Below are 24,712 nucleotides of genomic sequence, written 5' to 3'. Positions count from 1 at the left end.
AAGCCTACATGCAATCGATGGCATCCATCACAAGCTCAATGGCTTGTTGCTGCCACGGGGCAAGGACGGTTGATGTCAGAGGAAGCCATGCCCCACCATCGAGCCTGACCACCTCCTCCCCCTCGTTCGTGACATCATAGGCAAGGCTGCCACCATCAGGTCCAAGGAACACCACCGAGCAATCGCTGTTGAAGACCCGTGCCAAAGCTTCGGCATCGGCTTCTGGGCCGTAGGGCAGCCACCATCGCCCCTCACGCTGCACCAGCGCATAGACCTCCAGGGGTTCAGTCATTCCAACCTCCCAGACGCCCGGTGTGCAGGTAATAGGCAAGAGCCTCCCTGAACTGGGCCGCGTCCCGGAAACCCTGCTCCTGCGCCGCCCGATCCTCGGCCATGGAACGAGAAAAACCGCCATCATATTCCATGATAGCGGCCCTTTCCTCGAACTCGTCAATGTCAGGTATCAGAGGCATGGCAACCCCACCTTCTCGACGATCTCGCGCTTCTGCTCATTGCTGATCCCGGCGGAGTAGATGCCATAGGTCATCCTGTTCTCCGACCGTGCCGACTGATGCCCGACGATGGATGCCGTGAAATGCTCCGGCACCCCTGCCCGCTCGCACTGCGTCACGAACCATTTCCGGGTGGAATGGAACACGACACCGGGCCGGTCCAGCGCCAGAGCTTTCCGCATGGTGGCGAACCGCTTGGTCACGACCGAAACCGTCAGATCAGGAAACAGCCGCCCCTGCCTCGGCAGCCTTTCCAGAACCGGAGTCAGGGCTGAATGCAGCGGGATAAAGCGTTCGGCAGCATCAGTTTTCAGCGTCCTGACCGCGTTGGGCCTGACCCAGACGAACCAGCCCAGATTGCCCTTCCAGACCAAATCCTCCCTGACCAGCCCAACAGCTTCACCGGCTCGCATCCCGGTCAGCAGGCAGAACAGCAGGACGTCACCGATCCGGGAATCGTCTAAGTCCACCAGCTTCCCGACCTCGGCATCCGTCAGTGCCGCGTAGCTACGGTTTTTGCCCTTTGCCTCCACCCGCACGGTCTTGAAGGGATTCGCCACTAACTCGCCTTCGTACACCGCCCAGTCGAGAAAATGCGCGACCTGACTAACCGTCCGCCGCTGCGTCCGGGCAGAAATACGATCGCCACGGCTGGCCTGAATGAGTTGATCCAGCCCATAGCCACGGGTTCGCCACGACTTCCCGGCATGACAGCCGAGCAGCGCCACCTTCCGCACGAAGGCCACGGCATCGTCACGTGTGACGGCGCCGATCTGCCTCGTCCCATAGGCCGACACGAACAGCCCGACCGAGAATCTGACCGACTTGAACCCGCCATGCCGAAGTTGCCGCGACCGTTGATTGAGATAAGTCCGGGCAAGTTCCTTGACTGTCCTGCGCCCTACCAGCACCACGGGCGAGAACACCGGCGGCGCCACCATCACGGGCACCGGCTTCTCCACCACCTGCCCCGCCCTCGCCTTCGCCAACACCTCCTCATACTTGGCATTGACCTCGGCGGCCCGTGCCTTGGCGATGCGGGCATCCCCTGTCTTCAGCGACTGCTTCATGGCCTGCCCCAGAACAGGCTGGAGTTCCTTGGGGTAGTTCCTGCGATACAGCCAAGTTTGCTGCTTGAGATATGCGTATTTGATCCGCACAGACATGCGACCTCCATCTGGGGCATCCGCCCCATTCCTCTAGTGTTTCTGATTTTTCCGATTGGTTGCTTTGGCTTAGAGGGACTGCTGAGTTCCCAGCCATCTGGTTTTCGGGTCCAAGACCCTGGGAATCATCGGGAAGTCCGGTTCTCTGTATTCCCCGCCAGAGGACCAATGAGAGTAATCCCTGTCACATGGTCGTCCGGCACCCGCTCGGTCTGGAACAGGTATCCCGGTACGTCATCGAAGGCAGAGATAACCGCCACGTCACCGGGCTGCATCGTACCACCCCGCCTTGAGAGCTTCCGTGTAGATCGCCATGGCAAGTTCACGGCTGATGCGGGATGCCACCCACGCGATCAGCAGCAGGCTTAGCCAACGTCTGATTGCACGAAAGGTGTGCTTGACAATGCGTTGGAAGTTGTTTTTGTTCATCAAGTAAGCTCCTGTATCTACTTCTATTTCAGATACGGACCTGCCCTCGTTTTTCGCGTTTCTGGCGACCATGCAAAGCCCACGCTAGCCGGGCTCTTTGGAAAGCTGTCTAGGCGACCCCATGGGCTCGTCACTGTCGTCAATACAAATTTTGATCACGCGCCATCAAAAGGGCTTGAAATTCAGTTGACTGCTAGAGATAGACTGCCTGCACAGTTCGGTCTTGGAGGTATAGATGAAGCTGTTCCCGAACCATGCCGCCTTCCTAGTCACGATCTCCCTACTGGCCGCATGCTCGCCAGCGGTGACGATCACTAGCCGCTCAACGGGTCAACAGGGAACAGGCACCCTGGAAAACACCGCGTTCGGCAATTCAGGGAAAGCGAACCTTACTATCGGCGACGAACAATACACCGGCACATGGATGGCCGTGAGAGACACCGGCGTTCTGGGATTTTCAGGCGATGCCGGCAACGGAAACGCAATCCTCCGCTCCAACAAGGGGAGCCATATGACCTGTCAGTTCAGGTATAGCATGAAGACGTATAACGCCTTGGGAACGTGCACCAAAGACGAAAAAGAGACTTTCGATCTGCAAGCGACGCTGACCTGATATCTGCAAGACTCCTTAGCGCGGGTTAGCTCGTTTCAAGCCAGGAAAGGGCCATAGCGTCATCGGGCCATGTGCCCCACCTATCGCCCCGCCCTGCCAACGACTGGCAACATTCTGGTACCGGATCTTCCGTCTAGCAGGAATCCTACCGCCCCAGCCAAAAACTTCCTCTGAAATTTCAGTAGCTTACCGTCACAGCGGTTGCCTTTAGGTGTTGCACGTTTCCGGACCTCAAGCCCGTAACGAATGACAAAGAAGCGTTTCTCTTTGTTAGCAAGACAGGACCGCAAGCACCCCCCGGCAGGGTACGGCAGCGCCGAAACTGCTGGCCGATAGCGCCAGTAACATTCGATCTGCAGGGCCAAGAACCTATCCAGATCGCCCCCCCACAAAGCGCAGAGAGGGCCTGCACGGTTGCTCGGCCCTGAAACTAAAAAGCCCGCCATTCACCAGGCGGGCTTTGTGTTTGCGAGCCTACAGACTGCTTCAGGCAGCCAGTTCGCCAGCCAACGAGTTCGGGGCGCTGTAGGTGATGCGCACCCGGACCAGATCGCCAACCCTGGCCTCAGGCGCCTCGACAAAGACCGCATGAAGATAGTCGGACTTGCCGACCATCTGTCCCGGATTGCGGCCCGGTTTTTCGAACAGGACACCCAGTTCGCGCCCGACCATGCTTTCCTGAGCCGCACGCTGCTGGCTTGTCAGCAGGGTCTGCAACTCTTGCAATCGCGCATCGGCAACCGCGTCGTCAATGCAAGGCCGTTCATAGGCCGGTGTACCGGGGCGTGGGGAATATTTGAAACTGAAAGCCGTGCCGAAATTCACCTCGCGCACAAGCGCCAGCGTGTCACGATGGTCCTGATCAGTCTCTCCCGGAAAGCCGACGATAAAATCGCTGGTCAGCATGATGTCAGGACGGGCTTTGCGGATACGCTCGACCAGACGCAGGTACTGGTCCACGGTATGCCGCCGGTTCATCGCCTTCAGAATGCTGTTCGAACCAGATTGCACCGGCAGATGCAGATAAGGCATCAGCTTTGGCTCATCCCGATGCGCCTCGATCAGGTCATCAGCCATGTCATTGGGATGGCTGGTGGTATAGCGGATGCGGTCCAGCCCCTCGATCTCGGCAATAGCGCGGATCAGGCGGCCAAAACCCCATTCGCGGCCCTCGGGCCCCTCGCCATGCCAACCGTTGACGTTTTGCCCCAACAGCGTGATCTCGCGCACACCACGAGAGACCAGATCGCGCGCTTCGGCCAGAATGCGCGAGACGGGACGCGAGACCTCGGCCCCGCGGGTATAGGGCACCACGCAGAAGGCGCAGAACTTGTCGCAACCCTCTTGCACGGTCAGGAAGGCCGCGGGGGCGCGGCGGGTTGCGGCAGCAGGTTTGGGCAGATGCTCAAATTTGTCCTCTGCCGGGAATTCGGTATCGACGCCCCGCCCGGCACGAGCCATTGCCGGCAAGCGGTGATAGGCCTGCGGTCCGACCACCAGGTCAACGATGGGCATACGGCGCTGGATCTCTTCGCCCTCGGCCTGCGCGACGCATCCCGCGACGCCGATCTTCAGATCAGGCTTTTCCAGTTTGAGCGGTTTAAGCCGGCCAAGATCGGAATATAGCTTTTCTGCCGCTTTTTCACGGATATGGCAGGTGTTCAGCAAAACCATATCAGCTTCGGCCTGGTTCTCGGTCAGGACGTAGCCCTCGGCACCCATGGCCTCGGCCATGCGCTGGCTGTCATAGACGTTCATCTGGCAGCCATAGGTCTTGATGAAAAGTTTCTTCATCACCGGAGCGGTCTTGCTGGCTTCGTCACTCATGCCGTGCTGTCCTTGAGGTCCGCATGCTGATACAGGAATAAGCCCGGCTTGGAAAGTGTGGCGAGATGAGCGACCTGACCTCAGTCCCGAATATCGGCCCTGCGACCGCCCGCGCCCTGATCGGGGCCGGTATCCCCGATGCCGCGACCCTGCGCCGCCTCGGCGCGCATGAGGCCTATCGCACCCTGATCAACGCCGGAGAGCGGCCCCATTTCATCGGCTATTACGTCCTGCATATGGGGTTGCAAGGCAGGCCGTGGAACGATTGCCAGGGCGCAGAAAAAGCGGCGCTGCGCGCGCAATTCGATGCGCTGGTGGCCGAGACACGCGCCAACCCGCTCAGCGCCATCGAGGCTGAGCTTGACCAGATTGGCCTGCCTCGCCCGGCGGCAGTTTAACCGTCCCGGCTGGCAGTTTGCCAAAGGGCGACCCCCGCGCCCGGCACTTGGTCCAAAGGGCCACACCGCCCCATTGAACCGCCGCTGACGCCCGGATAGCCTGCAGATAAAGCGCAGATGGAGGCTGACGAGATGAACAAACCGCAAAGCTGGGAAGCCCGGGCCGAGACCTATTCGCTCTATGGTTTCACCGACATGCCTTCGCTGCATCAGCGCGGCACGGTCGTCGTGACCCATGGCGAGGGACCCTATATCGTCGATGTGAATGGCCGGCGTTATCTGGACGCCAACTCGGGCCTGTGGAACATGGTCGCGGGCTTTGACCACAAGGGGCTGATCGACGCCGCCAAGGCCCAATACGAGCGTTTTCCCGGTTATCACGCCTTTTTCGGCCGCATGTCCGATCAGACGGTAATGCTGTCGGAAAAGCTGGTCGAGGTGTCGCCCTTTGATTCGGGCCGGGTGTTCTATACAAACTCGGGGTCCGAGGCGAATGACACCATGGTCAAGATGCTATGGTTCCTGCATGCAGCCGAGGGCAAACCGCAAAAGCGCAAGATCCTGACCCGCTGGAACGCCTATCACGGCGTGACCGCCGTTTCGGCCAGCATGACCGGCAAGCCCTATAATTCGGTCTTTGGCCTGCCGCTGCCGGGCTTTGTGCATCTGACCTGCCCGCATTACTGGCGCTATGGCGAAGAGGGCGAAACCGAAGAGCAGTTCGTCGCCCGCCTCGCCCGCGAGCTGGAGGAAACGATCCAGCGCGAGGGCGCCGACACCATCGCCGGTTTCTTTGCCGAACCGGTGATGGGCGCGGGCGGCGTGATTCCCCCGGCCAAGGGGTATTTCCAGGCGATCCTGCCAATCCTGCGCAAATATGACATCCCGGTCATCTCGGACGAGGTGATCTGCGGTTTCGGACGCACCGGTAACACCTGGGGCTGCGTGACCTATGACTTTACACCCGATGCAATCATCTCGTCCAAGAATCTTACAGCGGGCTTTTTCCCCATGGGGGCGGTGATCCTTGGCCCGGAACTTTCCAAACGGCTGGAAACCGCAATCGAGGCGATCGAGGAATTCCCCCATGGCTTTACCGCCTCGGGCCATCCGGTCGGCTGTGCTATTGCGCTGAAAGCAATCGACGTGGTGATGAATGAAGGGCTGGCTGAGAACGTCCGCCGCCTTGCCCCCCGTTTCGAGGAAAGGCTGAAACATATCGCCGAGCGCCCGAACATCGGTGAATATCGCGGCATCGGCTTCATGTGGGCGCTGGAGGCTGTCAAGGACAAGGCAAGCAAGACGCCGTTCGACGGCAACCTGTCGGTCAGCGAGCGTATCGCCAATACCTGCACCGATCTGGGGCTGATTTGCCGGCCGCTTGGTCAGTCCGTCGTCCTTTGTCCGCCCTTTATCCTGACCGAGGCGCAGATGGATGAGATGTTCGATAAACTCGAAAAAGCCCTCGATAAGGTCTTTGCCGAGGTTGCCTGACCTGACTTGGGCGACCCCTTACCAGGGGTCGCCCCCACCCAGAACCACACGCGCCATCTGCACCCGCTGCGGCGCGATATGTTCGCTTTCAGCGAAATCCAGCACACGCTGATCGTACTCAAGCAGAAAATCCAGCACAAAAACCGCAAATTCCGGCCGCGCAGCCATGGCACGCAAACCAGCGGCATCGCTGCCCGATTCCATCAACAGCACCCGGACCAGTTCTGCATCCCTGGCGATATAGGCAAAGCCTGCATCTGCGATATCTCGCGCCTCTTTCGGTGTCATGCTGCTCTCACATTCTTGAACGATCAGGGCGATTTCACGCGACCCGGAAAGGATTTGTTAAACAATCTGGCGCATGATTGCGGGGCGGGAAAGCTGATAAGAAGCGAAATTGACCATGACAGGGCATATTCTTGTCGTCGACGGCGTACCGACCAATCGCATCACCATGAAGGTGCGGCTGGCTGCGGCATGTTATGAGGTCACGACCGCCACTACGGGGGTCGAGGCGCTGCAGCTCGCCCGGCAGATCCATCCGGATATCGTCCTGATCGGAGGCAGCCTGCGCGATATGGAAGGCGCCGCACTTTGCACGGCTTTGCGGTCGCTGCCCGGCGGCGCCAAGCGGCCAATCCTCGTTCAGGCAAGTGGCGGCGAGCGGGTCGAGGCTCTGCGCGCCGGCGCAGCAGGACTGATTGACCCCGGTGGGGACGATCTGACCTTGCTGGCCCGCATTCGCGGATTGATGCGGCATGAATGCGCAGCGGCCGAGGAATCGATTCCCGGCCTGGCCGAGGAACCTGCGCCATTCCTGGACGACAGCCACTCGCGCGCAGTGTTTATCGCCGACCAGCCAAGCACGGCAATGGGATGGCGCAATGCCCTGCAAAACCGGGTCGATTTCTCCATCTCGATCAGCGAAAGCGAGCGCGCCCTGGCCGAGGCCACCTCGGGGCGGGCTGCCGATCTTTATCTGATTGCGGCGGATATTCAGCAGCCTGGCGACGGGCTGCGTCTCTTGTCCGAACTGCGCTCGCGTCCGCTGTCGCGCGACGCAGGCCTCGTCGTCGCGCTGCGGCCGGATCAGGCGGTAATGATGCCGGTCGCGCTGGATCTCGGCGCGGGGGATGTACTGCCCTGGAACCTTGCCAGCCCACAGACCGCGCCCGAAGCGGCGATTCGCCTGCAAACGCAACTTGCACGCAAGCAGCTCGCCGACCACCGCCGGCAAGAGACTCAGCGCAACATGCGCTGGGCGATGACCGATCCGCTGACCGGGCTTCACAATCGGCGCTTTGCCCTGCCGCGCCTCGCAGAGCTGGCCGCCGAAGCCCGCGAAGTTCAGATAGATCTGGCCGTGATGCTGCTGGATCTCGACCGTTTCAAACAGGTCAATGACATCCACGGCCATCCCGCCGGCGACGCGGTACTCACCGAAACGGCCGCCCGCCTCGCTGCCACCCTGCCCGAACACGCCTTGCTTGCCCGCATAGGCGGAGAAGAGTTCCTGGCAGTCGTACCCGATTGCTCTGGGCAGGGGGCGCGGCGTGTGGCCGAGCAGATGCGCCACGCGGTCATGGCCAGCCCCGTCACCCTGCCCCCGGGGGGGCTCGGCAAGGAGCTGACCGTCACCGTTTCCGTCGGCGTGGTGGTCGGTCAGGGACGAGGTGACGCGCTTTCGCTTGAACCCGACGTTCTGCTTGCCAGCGCCGACCGGGCGCTTTTGAATGCCAAATCCTCGGGGCGAAACCGCATCGTCATGGCCTCGCATATAGCTTTGGCATGAACTCCGCATGCAGCCGATTGTCGCGCCCGGATCCGACTCCCGCCGTACTTTCCTTTCGGGGGCGGTTGTCCTACATAGTTTGGGAACAGGAAAGGAACGTGCCCAATGGCTCATGCCGCCTCGCCCAATGCCTATTCCGATGCCGCCCAGCCCGAGCGTCCCGTCAAGCCCGCGATCCTGCGTGGCGCTATGGGCCGCTGCCCAAGCTGTGGGCATGGCCGGCTGTTCAAAGGCTATCTGACCGTCCGCGCAGCATGCCCGCATTGCGGAGAAGAGCTGCACCACCAGCGCGCCGATGACGGGCCGGCTTACCTGACCATCCTTTTGGTCTCGCATCTCGGCGCGCCGCTGCTTTTGGCAATCTTCATGGCATATCGGCCCTCGGCCATGGCCATGCTGATCGGCTTTGGCCTTGGCGCGGTGGTTCTGTCTCTGCTGCTGCTGCCGCGGATCAAGGGCGGGATGATCGGCTTTCAATGGGCGCGCCGCATGCATGGCTTTGGCGGGAACTCAGCCAGAGTCGAGGCCGACGCGCCGTGACTACCGCAACCGGGATCCTTACCCCCAATCGCGCCACCAGAGAGCAGCCGATCCGCGATGCCGCCACCGTCATCGTGCTTGATCGCAATACGCCGGATGGGCCATCGGTCCTGATGGGCCAAAGGGGTGCTTCGGCCGCCTTCATGCCCTCAAAGTACGTCTTTCCTGGCGGCGCAGTCGACGCGGCCGACGCAGATGTGCAATTTGCTGCGGAGTTGCAGCAACAGACGGCCGCACTATTGGCGGCAAAACCACGTGAAGATGTGCAGGTGTCGCCCCGTGCACTCGCCGCCGCCGCTCTGCGCGAGCTCGCTGAGGAAACCGGGCTGATGATCGGCCCCCCCGGCCCCGCCCCAAGCGGATGGAGCCATTATGCCGACGCGGGTCTGGCCCCCGATCCCTCAACGCTGATCTATATGTTCCGCGCGATCACCCCGCCCGGCCGTCCGCGCCGTTTTGATGCACGTTTCCTGCTGCTTGACGCCGAGCGGCTGCATGGCAACCGGCATGATTTCAGCGGCGCCTGTGACGAACTCTCACATCTGCACTGGGTGCCGTTAACCGAGGCGCGGGCACTAGATCTTCCCTTCATCACCGAGGTGGTGTTGGCCGAGGTGGCAAGCCTGCTGTCCAGCGCCGGCACCGGGCCACTTGGGCCACCGCAGTCCGTACCATTCTTTGACAACCGGGCGGCGACACCACGATTTATGCGTATCGCCTGAAGCCGCCCGGCTATCTTGGCTTCACCGCCCCCTAAAGCGGGGGGCGCGTTTTTCCAGAAATGCCGTAACACCCTCGGCGAAATCGGCGGTTCGGGCCATTTCTCCCTGCAATTTCGCCTCAAGCTTCAGTTGGCTGGCCATATTGTTTCCACTTGAGGCCCGCAGAGCCTGGCGGATGGCCAGAAAGGCCGCTGTCGGCCCTTCGGCCAGCGATTTGGCGCGGGCGGCAATCACCGAATCAAACTCAGCGTCCGAAACCGCCTCCCAGATCAGGCCCCACTCTGCCGCCTTGGCAGCCGGGATACGGTCGGCGAAAAGCATCATCCCCATGGCCCGCGGCACCCCGACCGAGCGTGGCACGATATAGGTCCCGCCCGCGTCGGGGATCAGCCCGATGCGACTGAATGCCTGCACAAAACCGGCACTTTCCGCAGCGATCACCACGTCGGCTGCCAGCGCCAGATTGGCCCCCGCCCCTGCCGCGATCCCGTTTACCGCTGCAATCACCGGGACCGGAGCATCGGCGATCGCGGCCAGCATCGGCTCATATTCCTCGCGCAGGATCTCTTCGACGTTGAAGCCCGCAGTCGCATCCGTCAGATCCTGACCCGAGCAGAAACCGCGCCCGTTCCCGGTCAGCACCACACAGCGTGTGCCCTGCGGCAGGTTCATCATCGCAGAAACGATCTCGGCCCGCATGGTGCGGTTAAGCGCGTTCACAACGTCAGGCCGATTCAGCGCCAGACGTGTGATTCCGTCCTGACTCGTCAGTTCAATTGTCTGAAAGCTCATCCTCATTCCCCTCTTTCAGCCATCCTGCCGAAGAGCGGCACAGGGGGAAAGCCCGACCCAGCGTCAGTCGCGCATGATCTTGTCAAGCCGGGCCTTTTCCTCGTCGCTAAGCTCAGTCGGGCCCACTTCGGCCACATTCCGCGCCCGCAGGAAGCGCCAGCCCAGCACAAGCGCAAGCAGCGCCATGACCGGTCCGGCAAGATAAAGCAGCCAATTCACGCCCTGCGCCGGAGGTTCAAAGAGAACGTATTCACCGAAACGGTCTGCGACCGCCTGAATCGCCTGATCATTACTGTCGCCTGCGACCAGCCTCTCGCGCAGATAAAGCCGTAGGTCACGGCTGATCGGAGCGTTTGATTCGTCGATCGTCTCACCCTGACAGACTGGGCAGCGCAGCACGCGCGAGATCTCGCGCGCCCGTGCCTCAAGCGCGGGATCGGCCAGCACCTCGTCGGGCTGAACCGCAAAGGCAGGAAACGCGAATACAAGCGACAGGCAAAGAATCAGGATGCGCATGTTTCACTCGGCCGGCTGAGGGCTGGGACGGGACTGACGCGCACCGGCTGCAACGCGATAGCGGCGGTCCGACAGGCTGATGCAACCGCCAAGCGCCATCAAAGCCACACCAAGCCAGATCCAGCTGGCAAAGGGTTTGATATAGGTGCGGACCGCCCAGCCTCCGTCAGGCTGCGTATCGCCGATCACCAGATAAAGGTCGCGGAACATACCGTTCTGGATCGCCGCCTCGGTCGTTGGCATTGCCTGAACCGGATAGATCCGCTTTTCGGGATAAAGCACCGCGACCTGACGGCCATCACGGGTGACCTTCATCGTCGCAACGGTGGCCTGATAGTTCGGGCCGGGACGCTCGTCTACCTCGGTAAGGGTGATGTCATAGGCAGAGACGCGGAACGTCTCGCCAATGTGGGCGACGCGAATATCCTCGACCTGCCAGGCCATCAGAAGGCTGATGCCGATAAAGGTAACGCCCAGCCCGGCATGGGCCACCGCCTTACCCCAATCAGCGCGCGGCAGCCGCCGCAGGCGCGCAAAACCCGAACTTCCGGTGCGCAACCACAAATCCGCAACCGCGCCGCCGACCAGCCATACCCCCAGCCCGCCTCCGATCACGGCAAGCGCAGAACGCCCGGTCGAGACCGCAAAGATCAGCGCCATGACAGCCCCGGTCAGTACCAGTGCCCCGCGCAGCGGATATAGCACACGGGCAAGCCGGCCGCGTTTCCACGGCAGGATGGCCCCCAGCGGCAGAATGATCGCCAGCGCCACCATGAAGGGCGTAAAGGCCTGCTCAAAGAACGGCGCGCCAACCGATAGCTTGCGATCCCACAGCATTTCGGCAACCAGAGGCCACATCGTCCCGACAAAGACCACAAAGGCCGAGACAGCCAGCAGGATGTTGTTGAGCACCAACGCCCCTTCGCGTGATACGGGGGCGAATGCACCCCGCGCCTGCATCGCCGGGGCACGGAAGGTGAACAGCGTCAGCGCCCCACCCAGAAATACCCCAAGGATCAGCAAGATGAACACGCCGCGCTCGGGGTCGCTGGCAAAGCTGTGAACCGAGGTGATGACGCCAGAACGCACAATGAAAGTGCCGATCAGCGAAAAGCCAAAGGCCATGATCGCCAGCAGGATGGTCCAGCTTTTCAGCACTTCGCGCTTTTCGACGACAATGGCCGAATGCAGCAGCGCAGCCGCAATAAGCCAGGGCATGAAGCTGGCATTTTCGACCGGGTCCCAGAACCAGAAGCCACCCCAGCCGAGTTCGTAATAGGCCCACCACGAACCAAGGCCGATACCGATGGTCAGAAATATCCAGGCGGCCAGCGTCCAGGGCCGCACCCAACGCGCCCACGCGGCATCGACACGCCCCTCGATCAGCGCTGCGACCGCAAAGCTGAAGGCCATGCTAAGCCCGACATAGCCAAGATAAAGAAACGGCGGATGAAAGGCGAGGCCCGGGTCCTGCAGCAACGGATTCAGGTCGCGGCCATTGAAAGGCGGGCTAGCCATGCGCAGGAACGGGTTCGAGGTGAATAGAATAAAGGCAAGAAACGACATGCCAATTGCCGCCTGCACTGCCAGCACCCGCGCCCGCAGTTTCGGCGGCAGGTTGGCGTCAAAGATCGCGACCGCCGCCCCAAAAAGCGACAGGATCAACACCCACAGCAGCATCGAGCCTTCGTGGTTTCCCCAGACGCCGCTGATCTTGTAGATCATCGGCTTGGCGGTATGCGAGTTCTCATAGACCAGTGCGACCGAAAAATCCGAGGTGACAAAGGCCACGGTCAGCGCCGCAAAGGAAATGCCGATCAGGCCGAATTGCGCCAGCGCAGCGGGGCGCGCGGCCTCGATCCAGCCACTCCACCCCCGGGCGGCACCGACCATCGGCACGATGACCTGAAAGATCGCCACCGCAAGGGCGAGGATCAGGGCGAAATGGCCAAGTTCGGCGATCATAGGCTTCCTCCGGGTGGCTGGCCCGCACAATAGCGACGGCGCGGACAGCAAACCAGCCCTCCGCGCCTGCCATCTTGTCACAGCCTCGCTAGCGTGTCCCGCCAGCAGCAAGCCAATCGCTCAAGGCCGGGTTGTCGGCTACACTCTCGGCCCGATCTGCCTGTGCCGTCGCAAGAGGTTTTACCCCCATCTGTCCCGGACCTGCACTTGCCGGAATGATCGGCCGGGTACGGAAATAATGCGCCTCACGCGCACCAAAATAAAAGCTGATGACAGCACCCAGCAGCCACCACAACGGTTCGGGAACAAGGTTCAGCCCCTGCATACGCAGACCGAACCCTTCGGGATCAGCCATGGCATAGACGAACAGTCCGACCGTCCCCAGCGTCATCAGCGGTCGCGGCAGACGGTTCAGCCCGTTCATCAGGCTGTCGAACCAGTTGCAGGGCTGGATCGAGAACTCGGCCCCGTACTGGGCAATCGCGCGGGCATAGGCCTCTTCGTCCAGCTCCATGCGGCGGGTCGCGTTCTCACGAAACAGTCCCGCCATGCCGGTCGCGGCATTGGTTACGGTGGCGACAGCGGCGCCGGCACCCAGGAAACGATCCATTACCCCCATTTTGCGATCCTCTCGCGATGTTCTGTCATGGTCAGGTGATAGCGGGCCGAGATAAATTCTTCGGCACGCCGGATCCATCCGCCCTTGCCCCCCGAACGCGTACGGGCGAATTTTCGGCTGGCCGGACGGGTGTCAGCCAGCGCGTAGTAGTAATTGCGCCTCGCGATACCATAAGCGTCAGCGAAATGATCGGGCGCAGCGGCATCGGCCTGATGTGCCGCGGTGATCGTCAAAGGCCCGACGATGCCGTCATCCGCGATCAGAAACCCCATCTGAGAGATCAGCCGTTGCAGGATCTTCACTGCATTGGCCCCGGCATTGACATACATGTCAAAGACGGACGGCTGCACCGATTGAGGCAGCTCGGCAAGACGCGGCCTGCGAAAGTAATGCTCGACAAGAATGGCGTTCGCGTCAGCGCGGGTCAGTGCCTTGACATCCGCCGCATCAATCCGCCCGTCGCCGGTCTTGTCGATACCAAGCCGCCTTAACGTCGCAAGTGTGACGCCGAAATTTGTCGCCCCACCCGGATCGTCGGGATCGTTTACATATCCACCTTCGCGGGCGACGATTTCGGCCGCGATCTGTTCTACAGTCTTCATTCCAGCCCCCGGTCTGAAAGAGACCAAAAGCTGGAGAAGTCAGGTTAACGGGCGGTTACCACAGCGCGCGTTGCGTCAGGAGTTCGGATCCTCGTAAACGCCCTGTTCCTTAAGCGAATCTATCACCTCACGAGGCATATAATTCTCGTCATGCTTGGCGAGAATTTCGGTGGCGATGAAGGTGTCACCCTCCATCCGACCGGTACCGATCATGCCCTGACCTTCGGCGAAAAGGTCGGGCAGAACGCCGGTAAAGCGCACGGGAATGCTCGCGCCGCCATCCGTGACGCGAAAGCTGACCGTTTCACCCGCGCCACGGATCAGGGTGCCGTCCTCGACCAGGCCTCCAAGGCGGAAAATCTCGCCCAGAGATGGCGGATTCTCGGCCATCTGGCTGGGCGAACGGTAAAGGTTGATGCCATCACGAAACCCATATCCGATCAGCCCCACCGCCAGAACAAGGGCCACCGCAGCAGCGATGATGATCTGGATACGACGCTTTTTCTTAAGTGATTTCATGGTATAAACTTCCAAAGTTCAGGCACCTTCAAACCTGATCGAATGGCGCATGAACTGTGTTGCCTTGCCCGAAACCCGCGTGGGATCGCCGGTGGTCAGAAAACGCGAGACCGTGCCTTTCCCGACCATTTCCGGGTGGCGGCCCAGATAATCCTCAAGGCTTTCGGCAACCAGGTTGGGCTGGGAGTAAACCTTGACCTTAGGCCCCAGCGCCTTCTGGAACGCGTCCTGAACAAGAGGATAATGGGTGCAGCCAAGGATCGCCGCCTCGGGATGGGGCATCCGGCGCAGCAGCGCCTCGACATGAGAGGTCACCAGCGCCTCGGCCAGAATTTCATCACCCATCTCGATCGCATCGACGACACCGCCGCAGGGCTGCGCCTCGACGTCGACGCCAATGGCACGGAAAGCAAGCTCACGTTGAAAGGCGCGGCTGGCGACCGTCGCAGGGGTGGCAAACAGCGCCACATGCTTAACTGCAACCTCGCGCGGCGGAGAGTTGTCACCCCAGCCCCGTTCCGTCAGCGCCTCGATCATCGGGACAAAGACGCCAAGCACCCGCTTATCCGAAGGAAGCCAGGTCTCTTGCATGCGTTTCAGCGCAGCGGCCGAGGCCGTGTTGCACGCAAGGATAACCAGATCGCAACCTTCGGCCCACAGCCGTTCCACCCCGGCACAGGTCAGGTTGAAAATGTCATCGGCATCGCGCACGCCATAAGGCGCATGGGCGTTGTCGCCCAGATAGACCAGCGGCAGGTCAGGCATTCGGGCGGCTATTGCGGCCAGCACTGTCAGACCGCCCAAACCCGAATCGAATACGCCTACTGCCATGATCAGCCTCCTGCACGCGACGCGTCTTTTTAGGACGCGCGGCCTCTGATTGCCATGATTTATGTCAGGCTGCACCCGTTGGGGCAGCCATGCCCGACCAAGGCCGCAAAACACATACACCGCAAGTCCTTACGGGCCCGGTGCTGCCCTGCCGTGCGCCATGCTTGACCTGCGGCGCAAGGTCGCGCATCACGGCTTTGCCTTTAGCCCAGCTTCGTCGCATTGTCCTGAACGCCAGCCAAAGACCTTGGGCCGGGCATTGCTGTTCAAAACGGCGTGACCGCCCCTTGGGTTGAATCGCCAGCGCACATGGAATTTTTATGTGCTCTTGCAGCCCTCATCCTTGGCTTGGCCGCTCGCGCGGCAGGACAAGTCAGCAACACTGACCGAGAAACAGTTTTCCCGGCATCTTGCAGACTTGTTCCGCTAACCTACTGTGATAAGGGTTGCACAAAATGCATGGCTGATGCCGCAAGAAAGCATTGTTATGGATTGGGACAAGTTAAGAATATTCCACGCCGTCGCCGACGCGGGCAGCCTGACCCACGCGGGCGATGTGTTGCACCTGTCCCAATCTGCCGTCAGCCGTCAGATCCGTGCGCTTGAGGATTCTCTGGGCACGACCCTGTTCCACCGGCATGCCCGGGGTCTGATCCTGACCGAACAGGGCGAATTGCTGTTCGAGGCGACCTCGTCCATGGTGCGCAAGCTCGACACCACCGCTGCCCGGATCCGCGACAGCGAGGAAGGCGTTTTCGGCGAGCTGAAGGTGACGACCACCACGGGCTTTGGCACGCTGTGGCTGGTGCCGCGTCTGGCCAAGCTTTATGACCGCTATCCCGATCTCAAGATCGACCTGATGCTGGAAGAGCGCGTTCTTGATCTGCCCATGCGCGAGGCAGACGTCGCCATCCGTATGAAAGAGCCGAACCAGCAGGACCTGATCCGCCGCCGGCTGCTCAATATCCGCATGCGCCTTTATGCAACGCCGGAATACCTTGAACGGGCCGGCACCCCCGAACGGGTCGAGGATATGGGCGCGCACCGGCTGATCTGCCAGAACCCGCAGACGCCTCAGGTCAGTTCGGGGGCAGTCCTGTCGCAAATGGTCCTGGCGCAGAACATGAAATCGACGCTGATGGTGAACAACTATTTCGGCGTGCTGCAAGCGGTGCTCAGCCATGTCGGCATCGGCGTGCTGCCTGACTATCTTAGCGTGGACTTTCCAAACCTGATCCGCGTGCTGCCTGATATTCAATCAGGCGAAGTGCCGGTGTTTCTCGCCTTCCCCGAAGAGCTGCGCACCTCGCGCCGGGTCGCGGCCTTCCGTGACTTCGTGCTGGAAGAGATCCAGTCCCTGCGCCGTCAGCAGACCGAGGAGGAAATTGCCAATCCATCCGTGGATTGACCGGTAAAGCGGCAGGAATTCTGCCGTTTTGCACGAGGCATTCGCAGATTGCATATCGGCCATGTGCTGCAATGCGGAAATCAGCCTTGAACCATTCGCCAACTGCACATATTTCCGATCTCGAAGGGGATGATTTGAGGAAACTCTCATCACCTTCAACCTCCCTGTTGGACTTGAGCCGGGCTTTATGCCCGGCTTTTTTTTTCGCCCTTTCGTGACCTTGGTGCCGTCCGCACGCGCGAGCCTCTTTCCTAACCGGGCCGTGGCGCTTAAAAGGCCGCAAACCGGGGAAAAGGGCGCCAAGATGAACGAACCGCAGATCACCGAGGAACTGATCGCCGCACATGGGTTAAAGCCTGATGAGTACCAGCGCATCCTCGAGATCATCGGCCGCGAGCCGACTTTCACCGAGCTTGGCATCTTTTCAGCCATGTGGAACGAGCATTGTTCCTACAAGTCGTCCAAGAAATGGCTGCGTACCCTGCCGACCACCGGCCCGCAGGTGATCTGTGGCCCGGGCGAGAATGCAGGTGTTGTGGATATTGGCGACGGTCAGGCCGTGGTCTTCAAGATGGAGAGCCACAACCACCCAAGCTATATCGAACCCCATCAGGGTGCCGCGACCGGTGTTGGCGGCATCCTGCGCGACGTCTTTACCATGGGTGCCCGCCCCATCGCCGCCATGGACGCGCTGTCCTTTGGCCGCCCCGAGCACCCCAAGACCGCCCATCTCGTCAAGGGCGTAGTCGAGGGGATCGGCGCTTATGGCAACGCTTTCGGCGTGCCGAACGTCGGCGGCGAAGTACGCTTCCACAGCAGCTATGATGGCAACTGCCTGGTCAACGCCTTTGCCGCGGGCCTGGCTGACGCCGACAAGATCTTTTATTCGGCGGCCTCGGGCGTCGGCATGCCCGTCGTCTATCTGGGTGCCAAGACCGGCCGCGATGGCGTCGGCGGCGCGACCATGGCCTCGGCCGAATTTGACGACACCATCGAAGAAAAGCGCCCGACCGTGCAGGTCGGCGACCCCTTCACCGAAAAATGCCTGCTCGAAGCCTGCCTTGAATTGATGCAGACGGATTCGGTGATCTCGATCCAGGATATGGGCGCGGCGGGGCTGACCTGTTCGGCCGTCGAGATGGGCGACAAAGGCGGTCTTGGGATCAAGCTGGTGCTCGACAACGTGCCCCAGCGCGAAACCGGCATGACCGCCTACGAGATGATGCTCTCGGAAAGCCAGGAGCGGATGCTCATGGTCCTGAAACCCGAGAAAGAAGCCGAGGCCCGCGCGATCTTTGAGAAATGGGATCTGGATTTTGCCATCGTCGGCGAGACCATCGCCGAGGATCGTTTCCTGATCGTGCACGGAAATGAGGTCAAGGCGGATCTGCCGCTGTCGAAACTCAGCTCCAGCGCCCCTGAATATGACCGTCCCTGGGTCGAGACCCCGGCCGCGGCCGAGATGCCCTCTCTGCCCGCCATCACCCCGATCGCTGCGCTCAAGGCGCTGATCGGCAGCCCCAACCACGCCCATAAAGGCTGGGTCTGGGAACAATATGACACGCAGGTCGGTGCTGATACCGTCCGCCGCCCCGGCCTTGGCGCCGGCGTGGTGCGCGTCCATGGCACGCAAAAGGCCCTGGCCTTTACCAGCGACGTGACCCCGCGCTATGTCCGCGCCAATCCCTATGAAGGCGGCAAACAGGCCGTGGCCGAGGCCTATCGCAACCTGACCGCCTGTGGCGCCCTGCCCTTGGCTGCAACGGACAACCTGAATTTCGGTAATCCTGAAAAACCCGAGATCATGGGGCAATTCGTCGGCGCAATCCGCGGTATCGGCGAGGCATGCAAGGCGCTCGACTTCCCGATCGTTTCGGGCAACGTCTCGCTTTACAATGAAACCGACGGCAAGGGTATTCTGCCCACCCCGACCATTGGCGGCGTCGGCTTGATTGCCGATCTGGACGATCTGATCGCGGGCCTGCCGTCCGAGGGTGATCTGGCGCTGGTCATCGGAGAAACGCGTGGCCACCTTGGCCAGTCGGCGCTTGCCGCCGAGGCCTTTGGTATCGAGGCCGGGGACGCCCCCCATGTGGACCTGAGCGCCGAACGTCGGAATGGTGAATTCCTGCGCGCCGAGCGCAAGCTCGTTTCGGCCGCAACCGACCTGTCGGATGGTGGCCTGGCCCTCGCCGCCTTCGAAATGGCCGAGGCAGCTGGGCTGGGTGTCACGCTTGACAGCGCCGAAATCGCCCAGCTTTTCGGCGAAGATCAGGCCCGCTATCTCGTCGCCTGCTCGTCCGAAAACGCCGGCAAGCTGACCGAGGCCGCCCATGCCGCCGGCGTGCCGCTGGCACAGGTTGGTCGCTTTGGGGGGGAGCAGGTCAGGTTCGGTGGCGATGCAGCGCCCTTGGCCGAACTGTCGGGTCTCTACCGTACTGCCTTTGAAAAAAGCCTTAAGCTCGAAGTTTGAGGCGGCCTGCATAAGATCCGGGTGCGCCTTGCCTGAGCGCACCCCCATACCGCTTTGTCCTTGTTGGTCACTGCACCCGCCCAGAACAGCCCCTGCTCTAGCTGACCCGGTGTACAGTCTCAAACACTGATGGTCGGTTTGGCAGATGGTGGATGGCTAAGCTACATACGGGCCAAAGCCATAATGGGCCCATCGCGTCTCCCTGCCGCGCAGATGCGCAATGCGCATAGCAGCAGAAAAACACTGAAAATCAAAAGTCTATCGCATTGAGACTCTGCCATAGCGATGCGGCAGATCTGCCTGACGATCCCCCCAAAAGCGTTCGGAAAATTCTGATAGATGCCTACGAAGGTCAGAGCACTGCGCCACCGCGAACACCTGCACCCTGCCGAGCTTCACGGGCAACCGCCCATGATGTGCCCAGATCGCACCAAGGCCGATGCCAGGCTTCCGGCAGGTCGTCTTCGCCGTCGTCGACATCGTCCGGATCGTGAACGATACAGGCCGTCGCCATCCTATCGGCCTTGAAGCCATTACGGGTTAATCGTTCTCATGCACCTGCATGCATGCCCTGCACCTGATCACGCTGCAAAAGGAAGAGGGGATTGCTCCGTGAAGGCAGGTGCCTTCCGTCGGTAGAGGCTTGGATCTTACAAGCCATGGGCCAGGTTGAGGGGCGAGAATGAACGAAACCGACGAACTGATACGCGCCGAGATTGCCGCTCTCATTAGAGACACCGCACGTATCCGCGAACGACCTGTCTGGCAGCCTATGTTGGCTGGCGCCGCAATTGTTGTTCCGGGTGTCACCCTTGGCGCTGCTCTGGCTTCGCTTAGCTGAGGTGTGAACGTTGTAGCCGCTATATCTGTGGGGTGCGCGCGACACTATTGCGATCTATTCCAATGATTTATGAGGTATTCAGCCTGATCGCGAGGCAGCTTCCGTGATCAAAAAGGCAAAACTATCTGCCTTTTCTCAGTTCTGAAATGGCGCACCCGACAGGATTCGAACCTGTGACCTTCGCCTTCGGAGGGCGACACTCTATCCAGCTGAGCTACGGGTGCAGCGCCCCCGCTGCTTAGCCGCAAAAACGCGGCTCTGCAATGGGGTTCAGGCGAAAAGCTCGCGGCAAAAAACAAGCCCGTCGATCAGCGCATCGACCTCGGCTCGGGTGTTGTAAAGGGCAAAGCTGGCCCGAGCCGTAGCGCTGGCGCCAAAGAAATCCAGCAGCGGCATGGCACAATGAGTCCCCGCGCGAACCGCAATGCCGCGCTTGTCGAGGATGGTCGAAATGTCATGCGCATGCGCGCCCTGCATCGTCATCGAGAAGATGGCGCCCTTGTCCGCCGCGTCGCCCTGAACCGACAGCCAGTTCAGACTGCGCAGCCGTTCGCGCGCATAATCACGCAGGTCACGCTCATGCGCGGCAACATTCTCCATGCCCAGCGACATCAGATATTCCAGCGCCGCACCAAGTCCGATCTGATTGACGATACCGGGCGTTCCCGCCTCGAAGCGCAGAGGTGGGTCGGCATAGTCAACAGCATCCCGGGTCACCGTGCGGATCATGTCACCGCCACCCATAAAAGGCCGCATCTCGGCCTGACGCTCGGCCCGGATCCAGATCGCACCCGAGCCCGAGGGGCCATATAGCTTGTGCCCGGTGATGCAGTAGAAATCAACGCCAAGCAACGAAAGGTCCACCGGCATATGAACGGCCGCCTGGCTGCCATCTACCAGAACCGGAACCGAAGTGCTGCGTGCAATCGCCCCCACATCGACTACGGTACCCGTTACGTTCGACATATGGGTGACGGCGATCAGCCGGGTGCGCGGACCGACCGCGGCCAGCACCTTTTCTGCCGGAAGTGAACCGTCGGCCTCGGGCTCAACCCATTTCAGCTGCACGCCCTGACGTTCGCGCAAAAAATGCCAAGGCACGATATTGGCGTGGTGCTCAAGCACCGAAAGCACAATTTCATCCCCGGCCTGCAGGCGCGGCGCGGCCCAGCCGTAAGAGACAAGGTTGATCGCCTCGGTCGAGCCCGAGGCGAAGATCACCTCATCTTCACGCGGGGCGTTCAGGAAACGGGCGATGATGGCGCGGACACGCTCATAATTCTCGGTCGCGAGGTTCGACAGGAAATGCAGGCCACGATGAACATTCGCATATTCGGCCTCATAGGCACGCGTCACCGCGTCGATCACCACGCGCGGCTTTTGTGCCGAGGCGCCGTTGTCCAGATAGACCAGCGGGCGGCCATTCACCTGCCGCGACAGGATCGGGAAATCGGCACGGACCTTTTCGACGTCGAAGCTCATGGTGTCACCTCGGGGACAATGCCGAATGCAGCCGCAAAGAGCGACAGCACAAAGCCAATCAGAAAGATGCTGCCGATCAGCCCCACCACCACCTTGCCGGTGTTGGTAAACCCGTGCAGCGCCTTGGTCATGGTCACGGCAAGATAAAGGAATAGGCCAAAGGCCAGCATCGAAAGCAGCGTGGCCGTGGCGGGAAACAACGCCATCATCACCACCTGCACCGCTTGCAGGCCGACAAGCATCAGCTCGACCCAGCCGACCACCAGCAGCGCATCGGCAAAGTTGCCATGCCCACCGAAAAGCCGTCCGATCTGGGCCACGCACAGCGCCGACAGCACCATGGCGCCAAGCTGGATACCCGCCAAAGTCATCGGCTCGGAAAGCATGCGAGAGACCGGGTTGTCCACCTCGATCGGAAACAGCATCAGGGACAGCCCGGCCAGCAGCGTCGAAAGCGTCACCGCCAGTAACAGCACCATCCAGCGCGCCACCATCGGCAGATCAAGACTACGCAGTACCCGAAGGGCACTTTCGGGGTCGCGCAGCGTCAGAACCGTCAGATCGCCAAGATCACTGAACCTCATCGCCCGCCCGCCAGACTGCGCAGCCCGGCGCCCCAAATGCAAAGGAACCCAAGCCCTGCAAGCGACTGCGTCAGGGTCAACGCCCTGCCCGGCCCCACCAGACCCGCCGTCAGCCCGGCAAGCAACATGGCGGGAGCAACCGCCAACAGTGCCCAGAACAGCGCCAGCCGCGAATCCTGCGGGGCGACTGGCCATGGCGTCAGCCGCGACAGGGCCGCAACCAGCGCCGCAAGGCCATAGGCGACCAGCGGCATGATGAACATGACCGCCAGCAAGGCCCCGCCCATACGCGCACCCAAGGGGACATCGGGCTGCAATTGCGCAGCCCGGGCATGGCCCGGTGCCTGCGCGATCAGAAAGATCAGCATCGCCGTCATCAGCACGACGATCAGCACCCGGTCGGGCATGCCGCGCAAGGAAGCAACCACCCTGCCCGGCGCCCACCAGCTTTGCAGGATGCGCGGGACGATGCCAGCCTGGCTCATGCCTTGCCCTGGTTGCCCGCGCGCTGGGTCAGCCAGTCTTCCAGACGGCCGAGGATGTCGTCGCGCAGCCGCTCATCTTCGATCTCTTCCAGAGCATCGGCAAGGAAGGACAGGACCAGCAGCACGATCGCACGCTCTTTCGGCACCCCGCGCGAACGCAGGTAGAAAAGTGCCGTCTCGTCCAGCGCACCGGTAGTCGAGCCATGCGAGCATTTGACGTCATCGGCATAGATCTCAAGCTCGGGCTTGGCGAGGAACTGGCTGCCTTCGTCCAGAAGCAGCCCTTGGCTGATCTGGTAGCCGTCGGTCTTTTGTGCGCCCGGCTTGACAAGAATCTTGCCCTGGAACACGCCTTCGGCACTGTTTTTCAGCACCTTCTTGAACACCTGCCGGCTTTCGCAACGCTCAGCCCCATGGATGATAAAGACGGTGTCATCATGGTGGAAACGGCCGGTGTCGCCATCACCGAGAACGGCAGCGGCGATATGGGCGATCGCGTCATCGCCAGCGATGTCGATCACCGCCTCATTGCGCATCATCCGCCCGTTGACGGTCAGGGCAAAGGACTTGAACAGCGCCTCGCTCTCAACCCGGGCAAAGATATGGCCGATCCCCAGTTTGGGATCATTGGCCCGCTTGGCGCTGACATGGTGGAAACGCGCGCCTTTGCCGACCTCAACCTCCAGCACCACGTTCGAGCGTGCGCCGATGGCCCCGGTCTCAAGCAGGGTCAGTTCTGCCCCCTCCTCAAGCTTGACAACATGGTGCAGGGAGACATCCGCATCCACAGCCGAGCGGTGATAGGTAATGTGAACCGGACGCCCGATCCGGCCAGTAACCCGGATCAGCACACCATCCGAGGCGGTCAGTGTGTTCAACACTGCAAAGGGACGTTTGACCGGCTGCTGACCAGCCGCCTCAAGCCTGCCATAAAGGCCCGCCGCCCAGTGGTCAGCACGACCCTCGGCCGAAGCGAGGTTCTCAATCTCGACCCCTTCGCCCTCCAGCTTGTCCGAAGCCGCGGCGTCAAAGCGCCCGTCAACAAAGACGAGGTTCAGCCGCTCGATTTCTGTGAACAGCGTCGAGGAATCGCCAGCAATTTCGGCCGCTTCGGGCCGGGCGGCATTAAACAGCGCGGGATCGGTATAGCGCCAGTATTCGTCGCGCGGGCCGGGCAGGCCCATGGCCTGAAGCCGCTGCGCCGCATCCTCGCGCGCAGCGCGGGTAAACCCGCCCTCAGGCAAGGTCAGCACGTCAAGACGCGCAGCCAGCGCGGCATCACCTGGACGAGCCTTGTCGGCACTGGCCGCGGCCTGCGCTGCAAGAACAGCCGTGTCCGCCATTATCCGACCTCCGCCAGAAGATCTCCGTAACCGTTTTGTTCGACCTCCAGCGCCAGTTCAGGACCGCCGGTGCGCACAATACGGCCATTGGCCATGATGTGGACGACATCAGGGCGGATATGGTCAAGCAACCGCTGGTAATGGGTGATGACAAGGAAGGCACGGTCGGGCGAACGCAGCGCGTTGACGCCATCGGCGACCAGCCGCATCGCATCGACGTCAAGACCCGAGTCGGTTTCATCCAGAATGCACATGCGCGGCTCAAGCACCGCCATTTGCAGGATCTCATTGCGCTTCTTTTCGCCGCCAGAGAAGCCGACGTTGACCGAACGCTTCAGCATCTCGCTGTCGATTTTCAGCGTCTTGGCCTTTTCACGGATCAGCTTGAGAAAATCCGCCGCGCTAAGCTCGGGCTCACCCCGGGCTTTGCGCTGCGCATTGGCAGCGGTGCGCAGGAAGGTCAGGTTGCCAACGCCGGGGATTTCGACCGGGTATTGGAAAGCCAGGAACAGGCCTGCGCTGGCGCGCTGTTCAGGTTCCATTTCCAGCAGGTCCTGACCGCCCAGCCTGGCCGCGCCGTCAGTCACCTCATAGCCGTCACGGCCCGACAGAACGTAGGACAGCGTCGATTTACCCGAACCGTTCGGACCCATGATCGCATGGACCTCACCAGCCGGGACAGTCAGATCGACGCCTTTGAGGATCTGCTTGTCCTCATCCTCAAGCTTGACGTGCAGATTCTTGATTTCCAGCATAGTT

Annotated in this window: 27 protein-coding genes and 1 tRNA gene; 9 read left to right on the top strand and 19 right to left on the bottom strand. The window is 61.3% G+C overall.

The window, feature by feature from the left end:
- Positions 1–4: 4 nt before the first annotated feature.
- The 4 genes from F8A10_RS04705 to F8A10_RS21050 form a co-directional block, all read right to left on the bottom strand.
- A complete protein-coding gene (locus F8A10_RS04705; protein WP_152366812.1) occupies positions 5–292 on the bottom strand; it encodes a hypothetical protein in 288 nt (95 codons plus the stop codon).
- Entirely contained in the window at positions 285–473 is a 189-nt protein-coding gene (locus F8A10_RS04700) for a hypothetical protein (protein WP_011747547.1), read from the bottom strand. The genes F8A10_RS04705 and F8A10_RS04700 overlap by 8 nt, the downstream gene beginning before the upstream one ends.
- Entirely contained in the window at positions 464–1,678 is a 1,215-nt protein-coding gene (locus F8A10_RS04695; RefSeq protein ID WP_227493417.1) for a DUF6538 domain-containing protein, read from the bottom strand. The genes F8A10_RS04700 and F8A10_RS04695 overlap by 10 nt, the downstream gene beginning before the upstream one ends.
- A gap of 261 nt (positions 1,679–1,939) precedes the next feature.
- Positions 1,940–2,107, bottom strand: coding sequence for a hypothetical protein (locus F8A10_RS21050; protein WP_010400856.1), 168 nt, complete (start codon positions 2,105–2,107; stop codon positions 1,940–1,942).
- 235 nt (positions 2,108–2,342) lie between these two features.
- Here F8A10_RS21050 and F8A10_RS04690 point away from each other — a divergent pair, with 235 nt between their 5' ends.
- Positions 2,343–2,720, top strand: coding sequence for a hypothetical protein (locus F8A10_RS04690; protein WP_010400853.1), 378 nt, complete (start codon positions 2,343–2,345; stop codon positions 2,718–2,720).
- Positions 2,721–3,206: 486 nt separating this feature from the next.
- Here F8A10_RS04690 and miaB read toward each other — a convergent pair whose 3' ends face one another.
- Complete coding sequence (gene miaB / locus F8A10_RS04685; protein WP_193668158.1) at positions 3,207–4,547, bottom strand: tRNA (N6-isopentenyl adenosine(37)-C2)-methylthiotransferase MiaB; 1,341 nt, start codon at positions 4,545–4,547, stop codon at positions 3,207–3,209.
- A 65-nt stretch (positions 4,548–4,612) separates the two neighbouring features.
- On the opposite strand from miaB, the gene F8A10_RS04680 reads away from it, so the two are divergent.
- Together F8A10_RS04680 and F8A10_RS04675 are read left to right on the top strand one after the other, a co-directional pair.
- Positions 4,613–4,945, top strand: coding sequence for a TfoX/Sxy family protein (locus F8A10_RS04680; protein WP_010399661.1), 333 nt, complete (start codon positions 4,613–4,615; stop codon positions 4,943–4,945).
- 132 nt (positions 4,946–5,077) lie between these two features.
- Entirely contained in the window at positions 5,078–6,439 is a 1,362-nt protein-coding gene (locus F8A10_RS04675; RefSeq protein WP_040602310.1) for an aminotransferase, read from the top strand.
- 18 nt (positions 6,440–6,457) lie between these two features.
- Here F8A10_RS04675 and F8A10_RS04670 read toward each other — a convergent pair whose 3' ends face one another.
- Positions 6,458–6,727 (bottom strand): DUF3572 domain-containing protein, encoded by a 270-nt coding sequence (locus F8A10_RS04670; protein ID WP_152366811.1) that lies wholly within the window; start codon positions 6,725–6,727, stop codon positions 6,458–6,460.
- A 115-nt stretch (positions 6,728–6,842) separates the two neighbouring features.
- On the opposite strand from F8A10_RS04670, the gene F8A10_RS04665 reads away from it, so the two are divergent.
- From F8A10_RS04665 to F8A10_RS04655, 3 genes are all read left to right on the top strand, one after another.
- Positions 6,843–8,231 carry a diguanylate cyclase gene (locus F8A10_RS04665; protein WP_152366810.1) on the top strand — a complete coding sequence of 463 codons (1,389 nt, stop codon included), beginning with the start codon at positions 6,843–6,845 and terminating at the stop codon, positions 8,229–8,231.
- Positions 8,232–8,336: 105 nt separating this feature from the next.
- The gene (locus tag F8A10_RS04660) at positions 8,337–8,771 is read left to right on the top strand and encodes a DUF983 domain-containing protein (protein WP_010399669.1); all 435 of its coding nucleotides are present in this window, start codon (positions 8,337–8,339) and stop codon (positions 8,769–8,771) included.
- Positions 8,768–9,493, top strand: coding sequence for an NUDIX domain-containing protein (locus F8A10_RS04655; RefSeq protein ID WP_152366809.1), 726 nt, complete (start codon positions 8,768–8,770; stop codon positions 9,491–9,493). The genes F8A10_RS04660 and F8A10_RS04655 overlap by 4 nt, the downstream gene beginning before the upstream one ends.
- 21 nt (positions 9,494–9,514) lie before the next feature.
- Here F8A10_RS04655 and F8A10_RS04650 read toward each other — a convergent pair whose 3' ends face one another.
- The 7 genes from F8A10_RS04650 to F8A10_RS04620 form a co-directional block, all read right to left on the bottom strand.
- On the bottom strand, positions 9,515–10,285 hold the full coding sequence (locus F8A10_RS04650) for an enoyl-CoA hydratase-related protein (protein WP_010399674.1): 771 nt from the start codon (positions 10,283–10,285) through the stop codon (positions 9,515–9,517).
- 63 nt (positions 10,286–10,348) lie between these two features.
- Entirely contained in the window at positions 10,349–10,801 is a 453-nt protein-coding gene (locus tag F8A10_RS04645; RefSeq protein ID WP_152366808.1) for a cytochrome c-type biogenesis protein, read from the bottom strand.
- Between the two features lie 3 nt (positions 10,802–10,804).
- On the bottom strand, positions 10,805–12,766 hold the full coding sequence (locus F8A10_RS04640; RefSeq protein WP_152366807.1) for a heme lyase CcmF/NrfE family subunit: 1,962 nt from the start codon (positions 12,764–12,766) through the stop codon (positions 10,805–10,807).
- Between the two features lie 88 nt (positions 12,767–12,854).
- The gene (locus F8A10_RS04635) at positions 12,855–13,385 is read right to left on the bottom strand and encodes a holin family protein (protein WP_406611634.1); all 531 of its coding nucleotides are present in this window, start codon (positions 13,383–13,385) and stop codon (positions 12,855–12,857) included.
- A complete protein-coding gene (locus F8A10_RS04630) occupies positions 13,376–13,987 on the bottom strand; it encodes a holin-associated N-acetylmuramidase (protein WP_085502224.1) in 612 nt (203 codons plus the stop codon). The genes F8A10_RS04635 and F8A10_RS04630 overlap by 10 nt, the downstream gene beginning before the upstream one ends.
- A gap of 75 nt (positions 13,988–14,062) precedes the next feature.
- Positions 14,063–14,506, bottom strand: a complete 444-nt coding sequence (gene ccmE / locus F8A10_RS04625) for a cytochrome c maturation protein CcmE (RefSeq protein WP_010399685.1) — start codon at positions 14,504–14,506, stop codon at positions 14,063–14,065.
- Between the two features lie 18 nt (positions 14,507–14,524).
- Positions 14,525–15,337, bottom strand: coding sequence for a glutamate racemase (locus tag F8A10_RS04620; protein ID WP_010399687.1), 813 nt, complete (start codon positions 15,335–15,337; stop codon positions 14,525–14,527).
- Positions 15,338–15,824: 487 nt separating this feature from the next.
- On the opposite strand from F8A10_RS04620, the gene F8A10_RS04615 reads away from it, so the two are divergent.
- The 3 genes from F8A10_RS04615 to F8A10_RS21045 all read left to right on the top strand — a co-directional run bounded on the left by F8A10_RS04615 (position 15,825) and on the right by F8A10_RS21045 (position 20,059).
- Entirely contained in the window at positions 15,825–16,745 is a 921-nt protein-coding gene (locus F8A10_RS04615) for a LysR family transcriptional regulator (protein ID WP_010399690.1), read from the top strand.
- 304 nt (positions 16,746–17,049) lie between these two features.
- On the top strand, positions 17,050–19,218 hold the full coding sequence (purL, locus tag F8A10_RS04610) for a phosphoribosylformylglycinamidine synthase subunit PurL (RefSeq protein WP_152366806.1): 2,169 nt from the start codon (positions 17,050–17,052) through the stop codon (positions 19,216–19,218).
- Between the two features lie 682 nt (positions 19,219–19,900).
- The gene (locus tag F8A10_RS21045; protein ID WP_176224543.1) at positions 19,901–20,059 is read left to right on the top strand and encodes a hypothetical protein; all 159 of its coding nucleotides are present in this window, start codon (positions 19,901–19,903) and stop codon (positions 20,057–20,059) included.
- Between the two features lie 147 nt (positions 20,060–20,206).
- Here the strand turns inward: F8A10_RS21045 and F8A10_RS04605 are convergent.
- The 6 genes from F8A10_RS04605 to sufC form a co-directional block, all read right to left on the bottom strand.
- Positions 20,207–20,283, bottom strand: a tRNA-Arg gene (locus tag F8A10_RS04605).
- A 46-nt stretch (positions 20,284–20,329) separates the two neighbouring features.
- The gene (locus tag F8A10_RS04600; RefSeq protein ID WP_085502228.1) at positions 20,330–21,541 is read right to left on the bottom strand and encodes a cysteine desulfurase; all 1,212 of its coding nucleotides are present in this window, start codon (positions 21,539–21,541) and stop codon (positions 20,330–20,332) included.
- Positions 21,538–22,125, bottom strand: coding sequence for a YIP1 family protein (locus tag F8A10_RS04595; RefSeq protein ID WP_152366805.1), 588 nt, complete (start codon positions 22,123–22,125; stop codon positions 21,538–21,540). Before F8A10_RS04595 ends, F8A10_RS04600 begins: the two co-directional genes overlap by 4 nt.
- Complete coding sequence (locus F8A10_RS04590; RefSeq protein WP_085502230.1) at positions 22,122–22,610, bottom strand: hypothetical protein; 489 nt, start codon at positions 22,608–22,610, stop codon at positions 22,122–22,124. The genes F8A10_RS04595 and F8A10_RS04590 overlap by 4 nt, the downstream gene beginning before the upstream one ends.
- Positions 22,607–23,953: a SufB/SufD family protein gene (locus tag F8A10_RS04585; RefSeq protein ID WP_010395186.1), complete on the bottom strand. Its 1,347-nt coding sequence runs from the start codon at positions 23,951–23,953 to the stop codon at positions 22,607–22,609. Before F8A10_RS04585 ends, F8A10_RS04590 begins: the two co-directional genes overlap by 4 nt.
- A complete protein-coding gene (gene sufC, locus F8A10_RS04580) occupies positions 23,953–24,708 on the bottom strand; it encodes a Fe-S cluster assembly ATPase SufC (protein ID WP_010395188.1) in 756 nt (251 codons plus the stop codon). Before sufC ends, F8A10_RS04585 begins: the two co-directional genes overlap by 1 nt.
- Positions 24,709–24,712: the final 4 nt, after the last annotated feature.

This window comes from Paracoccus kondratievae (genome assembly GCF_009301415.1).
Lineage (GTDB): Bacteria > Pseudomonadota > Alphaproteobacteria > Rhodobacterales > Rhodobacteraceae > Paracoccus > Paracoccus kondratievae.
Note: the sequence above shows the minus strand (reverse complement) of the source record. Positions and strands in the feature narration are given on the sequence as shown.

Excerpts from the sequence above, each read along its gene's own strand:
- F8A10_RS04640 (WP_152366807.1), bottom strand. The coding sequence starts at position 12,766 with ATGATCGCCGAACTTGGCCATTTCGCCCTGATCCTCGCCCTTGCGGTG.
- F8A10_RS04635 (WP_406611634.1), bottom strand. The coding sequence starts at position 13,385 with ATGGGGGTAATGGATCGTTTCCTGGGTGCCGGCGCCGCTGTCGCCACC.
- F8A10_RS04615 (WP_010399690.1), top strand. The coding sequence starts at position 15,825 with ATGGATTGGGACAAGTTAAGAATATTCCACGCCGTCGCCGACGCGGGC.
- F8A10_RS04675 (WP_040602310.1), top strand. The coding sequence starts at position 5,078 with ATGAACAAACCGCAAAGCTGGGAAGCCCGGGCCGAGACCTATTCGCTC.
- F8A10_RS04590 (WP_085502230.1), bottom strand. The coding sequence starts at position 22,610 with ATGAGCCAGGCTGGCATCGTCCCGCGCATCCTGCAAAGCTGGTGGGCG.
- F8A10_RS04665 (WP_152366810.1), top strand. The coding sequence starts at position 6,843 with ATGACAGGGCATATTCTTGTCGTCGACGGCGTACCGACCAATCGCATC.
- F8A10_RS04620 (WP_010399687.1), bottom strand. The coding sequence starts at position 15,337 with ATGGCAGTAGGCGTATTCGATTCGGGTTTGGGCGGTCTGACAGTGCTG.
- F8A10_RS21050 (WP_010400856.1), bottom strand. The coding sequence starts at position 2,107 with ATGAACAAAAACAACTTCCAACGCATTGTCAAGCACACCTTTCGTGCA.
- F8A10_RS04660 (WP_010399669.1), top strand. The coding sequence starts at position 8,337 with ATGGCTCATGCCGCCTCGCCCAATGCCTATTCCGATGCCGCCCAGCCC.
- F8A10_RS04695 (WP_227493417.1), bottom strand. The coding sequence starts at position 1,678 with ATGTCTGTGCGGATCAAATACGCATATCTCAAGCAGCAAACTTGGCTG.
- ccmE (WP_010399685.1), bottom strand. The coding sequence starts at position 14,506 with ATGAAATCACTTAAGAAAAAGCGTCGTATCCAGATCATCATCGCTGCT.
- F8A10_RS04645 (WP_152366808.1), bottom strand. The coding sequence starts at position 10,801 with ATGCGCATCCTGATTCTTTGCCTGTCGCTTGTATTCGCGTTTCCTGCC.
- F8A10_RS04630 (WP_085502224.1), bottom strand. The coding sequence starts at position 13,987 with ATGAAGACTGTAGAACAGATCGCGGCCGAAATCGTCGCCCGCGAAGGT.
- F8A10_RS04705 (WP_152366812.1), bottom strand. The coding sequence starts at position 292 with ATGACTGAACCCCTGGAGGTCTATGCGCTGGTGCAGCGTGAGGGGCGA.
- F8A10_RS04600 (WP_085502228.1), bottom strand. The coding sequence starts at position 21,541 with ATGAGCTTCGACGTCGAAAAGGTCCGTGCCGATTTCCCGATCCTGTCG.
- sufC (WP_010395188.1), bottom strand. The coding sequence starts at position 24,708 with ATGCTGGAAATCAAGAATCTGCACGTCAAGCTTGAGGATGAGGACAAG.
- F8A10_RS04595 (WP_152366805.1), bottom strand. The coding sequence starts at position 22,125 with ATGAGGTTCAGTGATCTTGGCGATCTGACGGTTCTGACGCTGCGCGAC.
- F8A10_RS04700 (WP_011747547.1), bottom strand. The coding sequence starts at position 473 with ATGCCTCTGATACCTGACATTGACGAGTTCGAGGAAAGGGCCGCTATC.
- F8A10_RS04650 (WP_010399674.1), bottom strand. The coding sequence starts at position 10,285 with ATGAGCTTTCAGACAATTGAACTGACGAGTCAGGACGGAATCACACGT.
- F8A10_RS04680 (WP_010399661.1), top strand. The coding sequence starts at position 4,613 with ATGAGCGACCTGACCTCAGTCCCGAATATCGGCCCTGCGACCGCCCGC.
- F8A10_RS04670 (WP_152366811.1), bottom strand. The coding sequence starts at position 6,727 with ATGACACCGAAAGAGGCGCGAGATATCGCAGATGCAGGCTTTGCCTAT.
- purL (WP_152366806.1), top strand. The coding sequence starts at position 17,050 with ATGAACGAACCGCAGATCACCGAGGAACTGATCGCCGCACATGGGTTA.
- F8A10_RS04690 (WP_010400853.1), top strand. The coding sequence starts at position 2,343 with ATGAAGCTGTTCCCGAACCATGCCGCCTTCCTAGTCACGATCTCCCTA.
- F8A10_RS04585 (WP_010395186.1), bottom strand. The coding sequence starts at position 23,953 with ATGGCGGACACGGCTGTTCTTGCAGCGCAGGCCGCGGCCAGTGCCGAC.
- F8A10_RS21045 (WP_176224543.1), top strand. The coding sequence starts at position 19,901 with ATGAACGAAACCGACGAACTGATACGCGCCGAGATTGCCGCTCTCATT.
- miaB (WP_193668158.1), bottom strand. The coding sequence starts at position 4,547 with ATGAGTGACGAAGCCAGCAAGACCGCTCCGGTGATGAAGAAACTTTTC.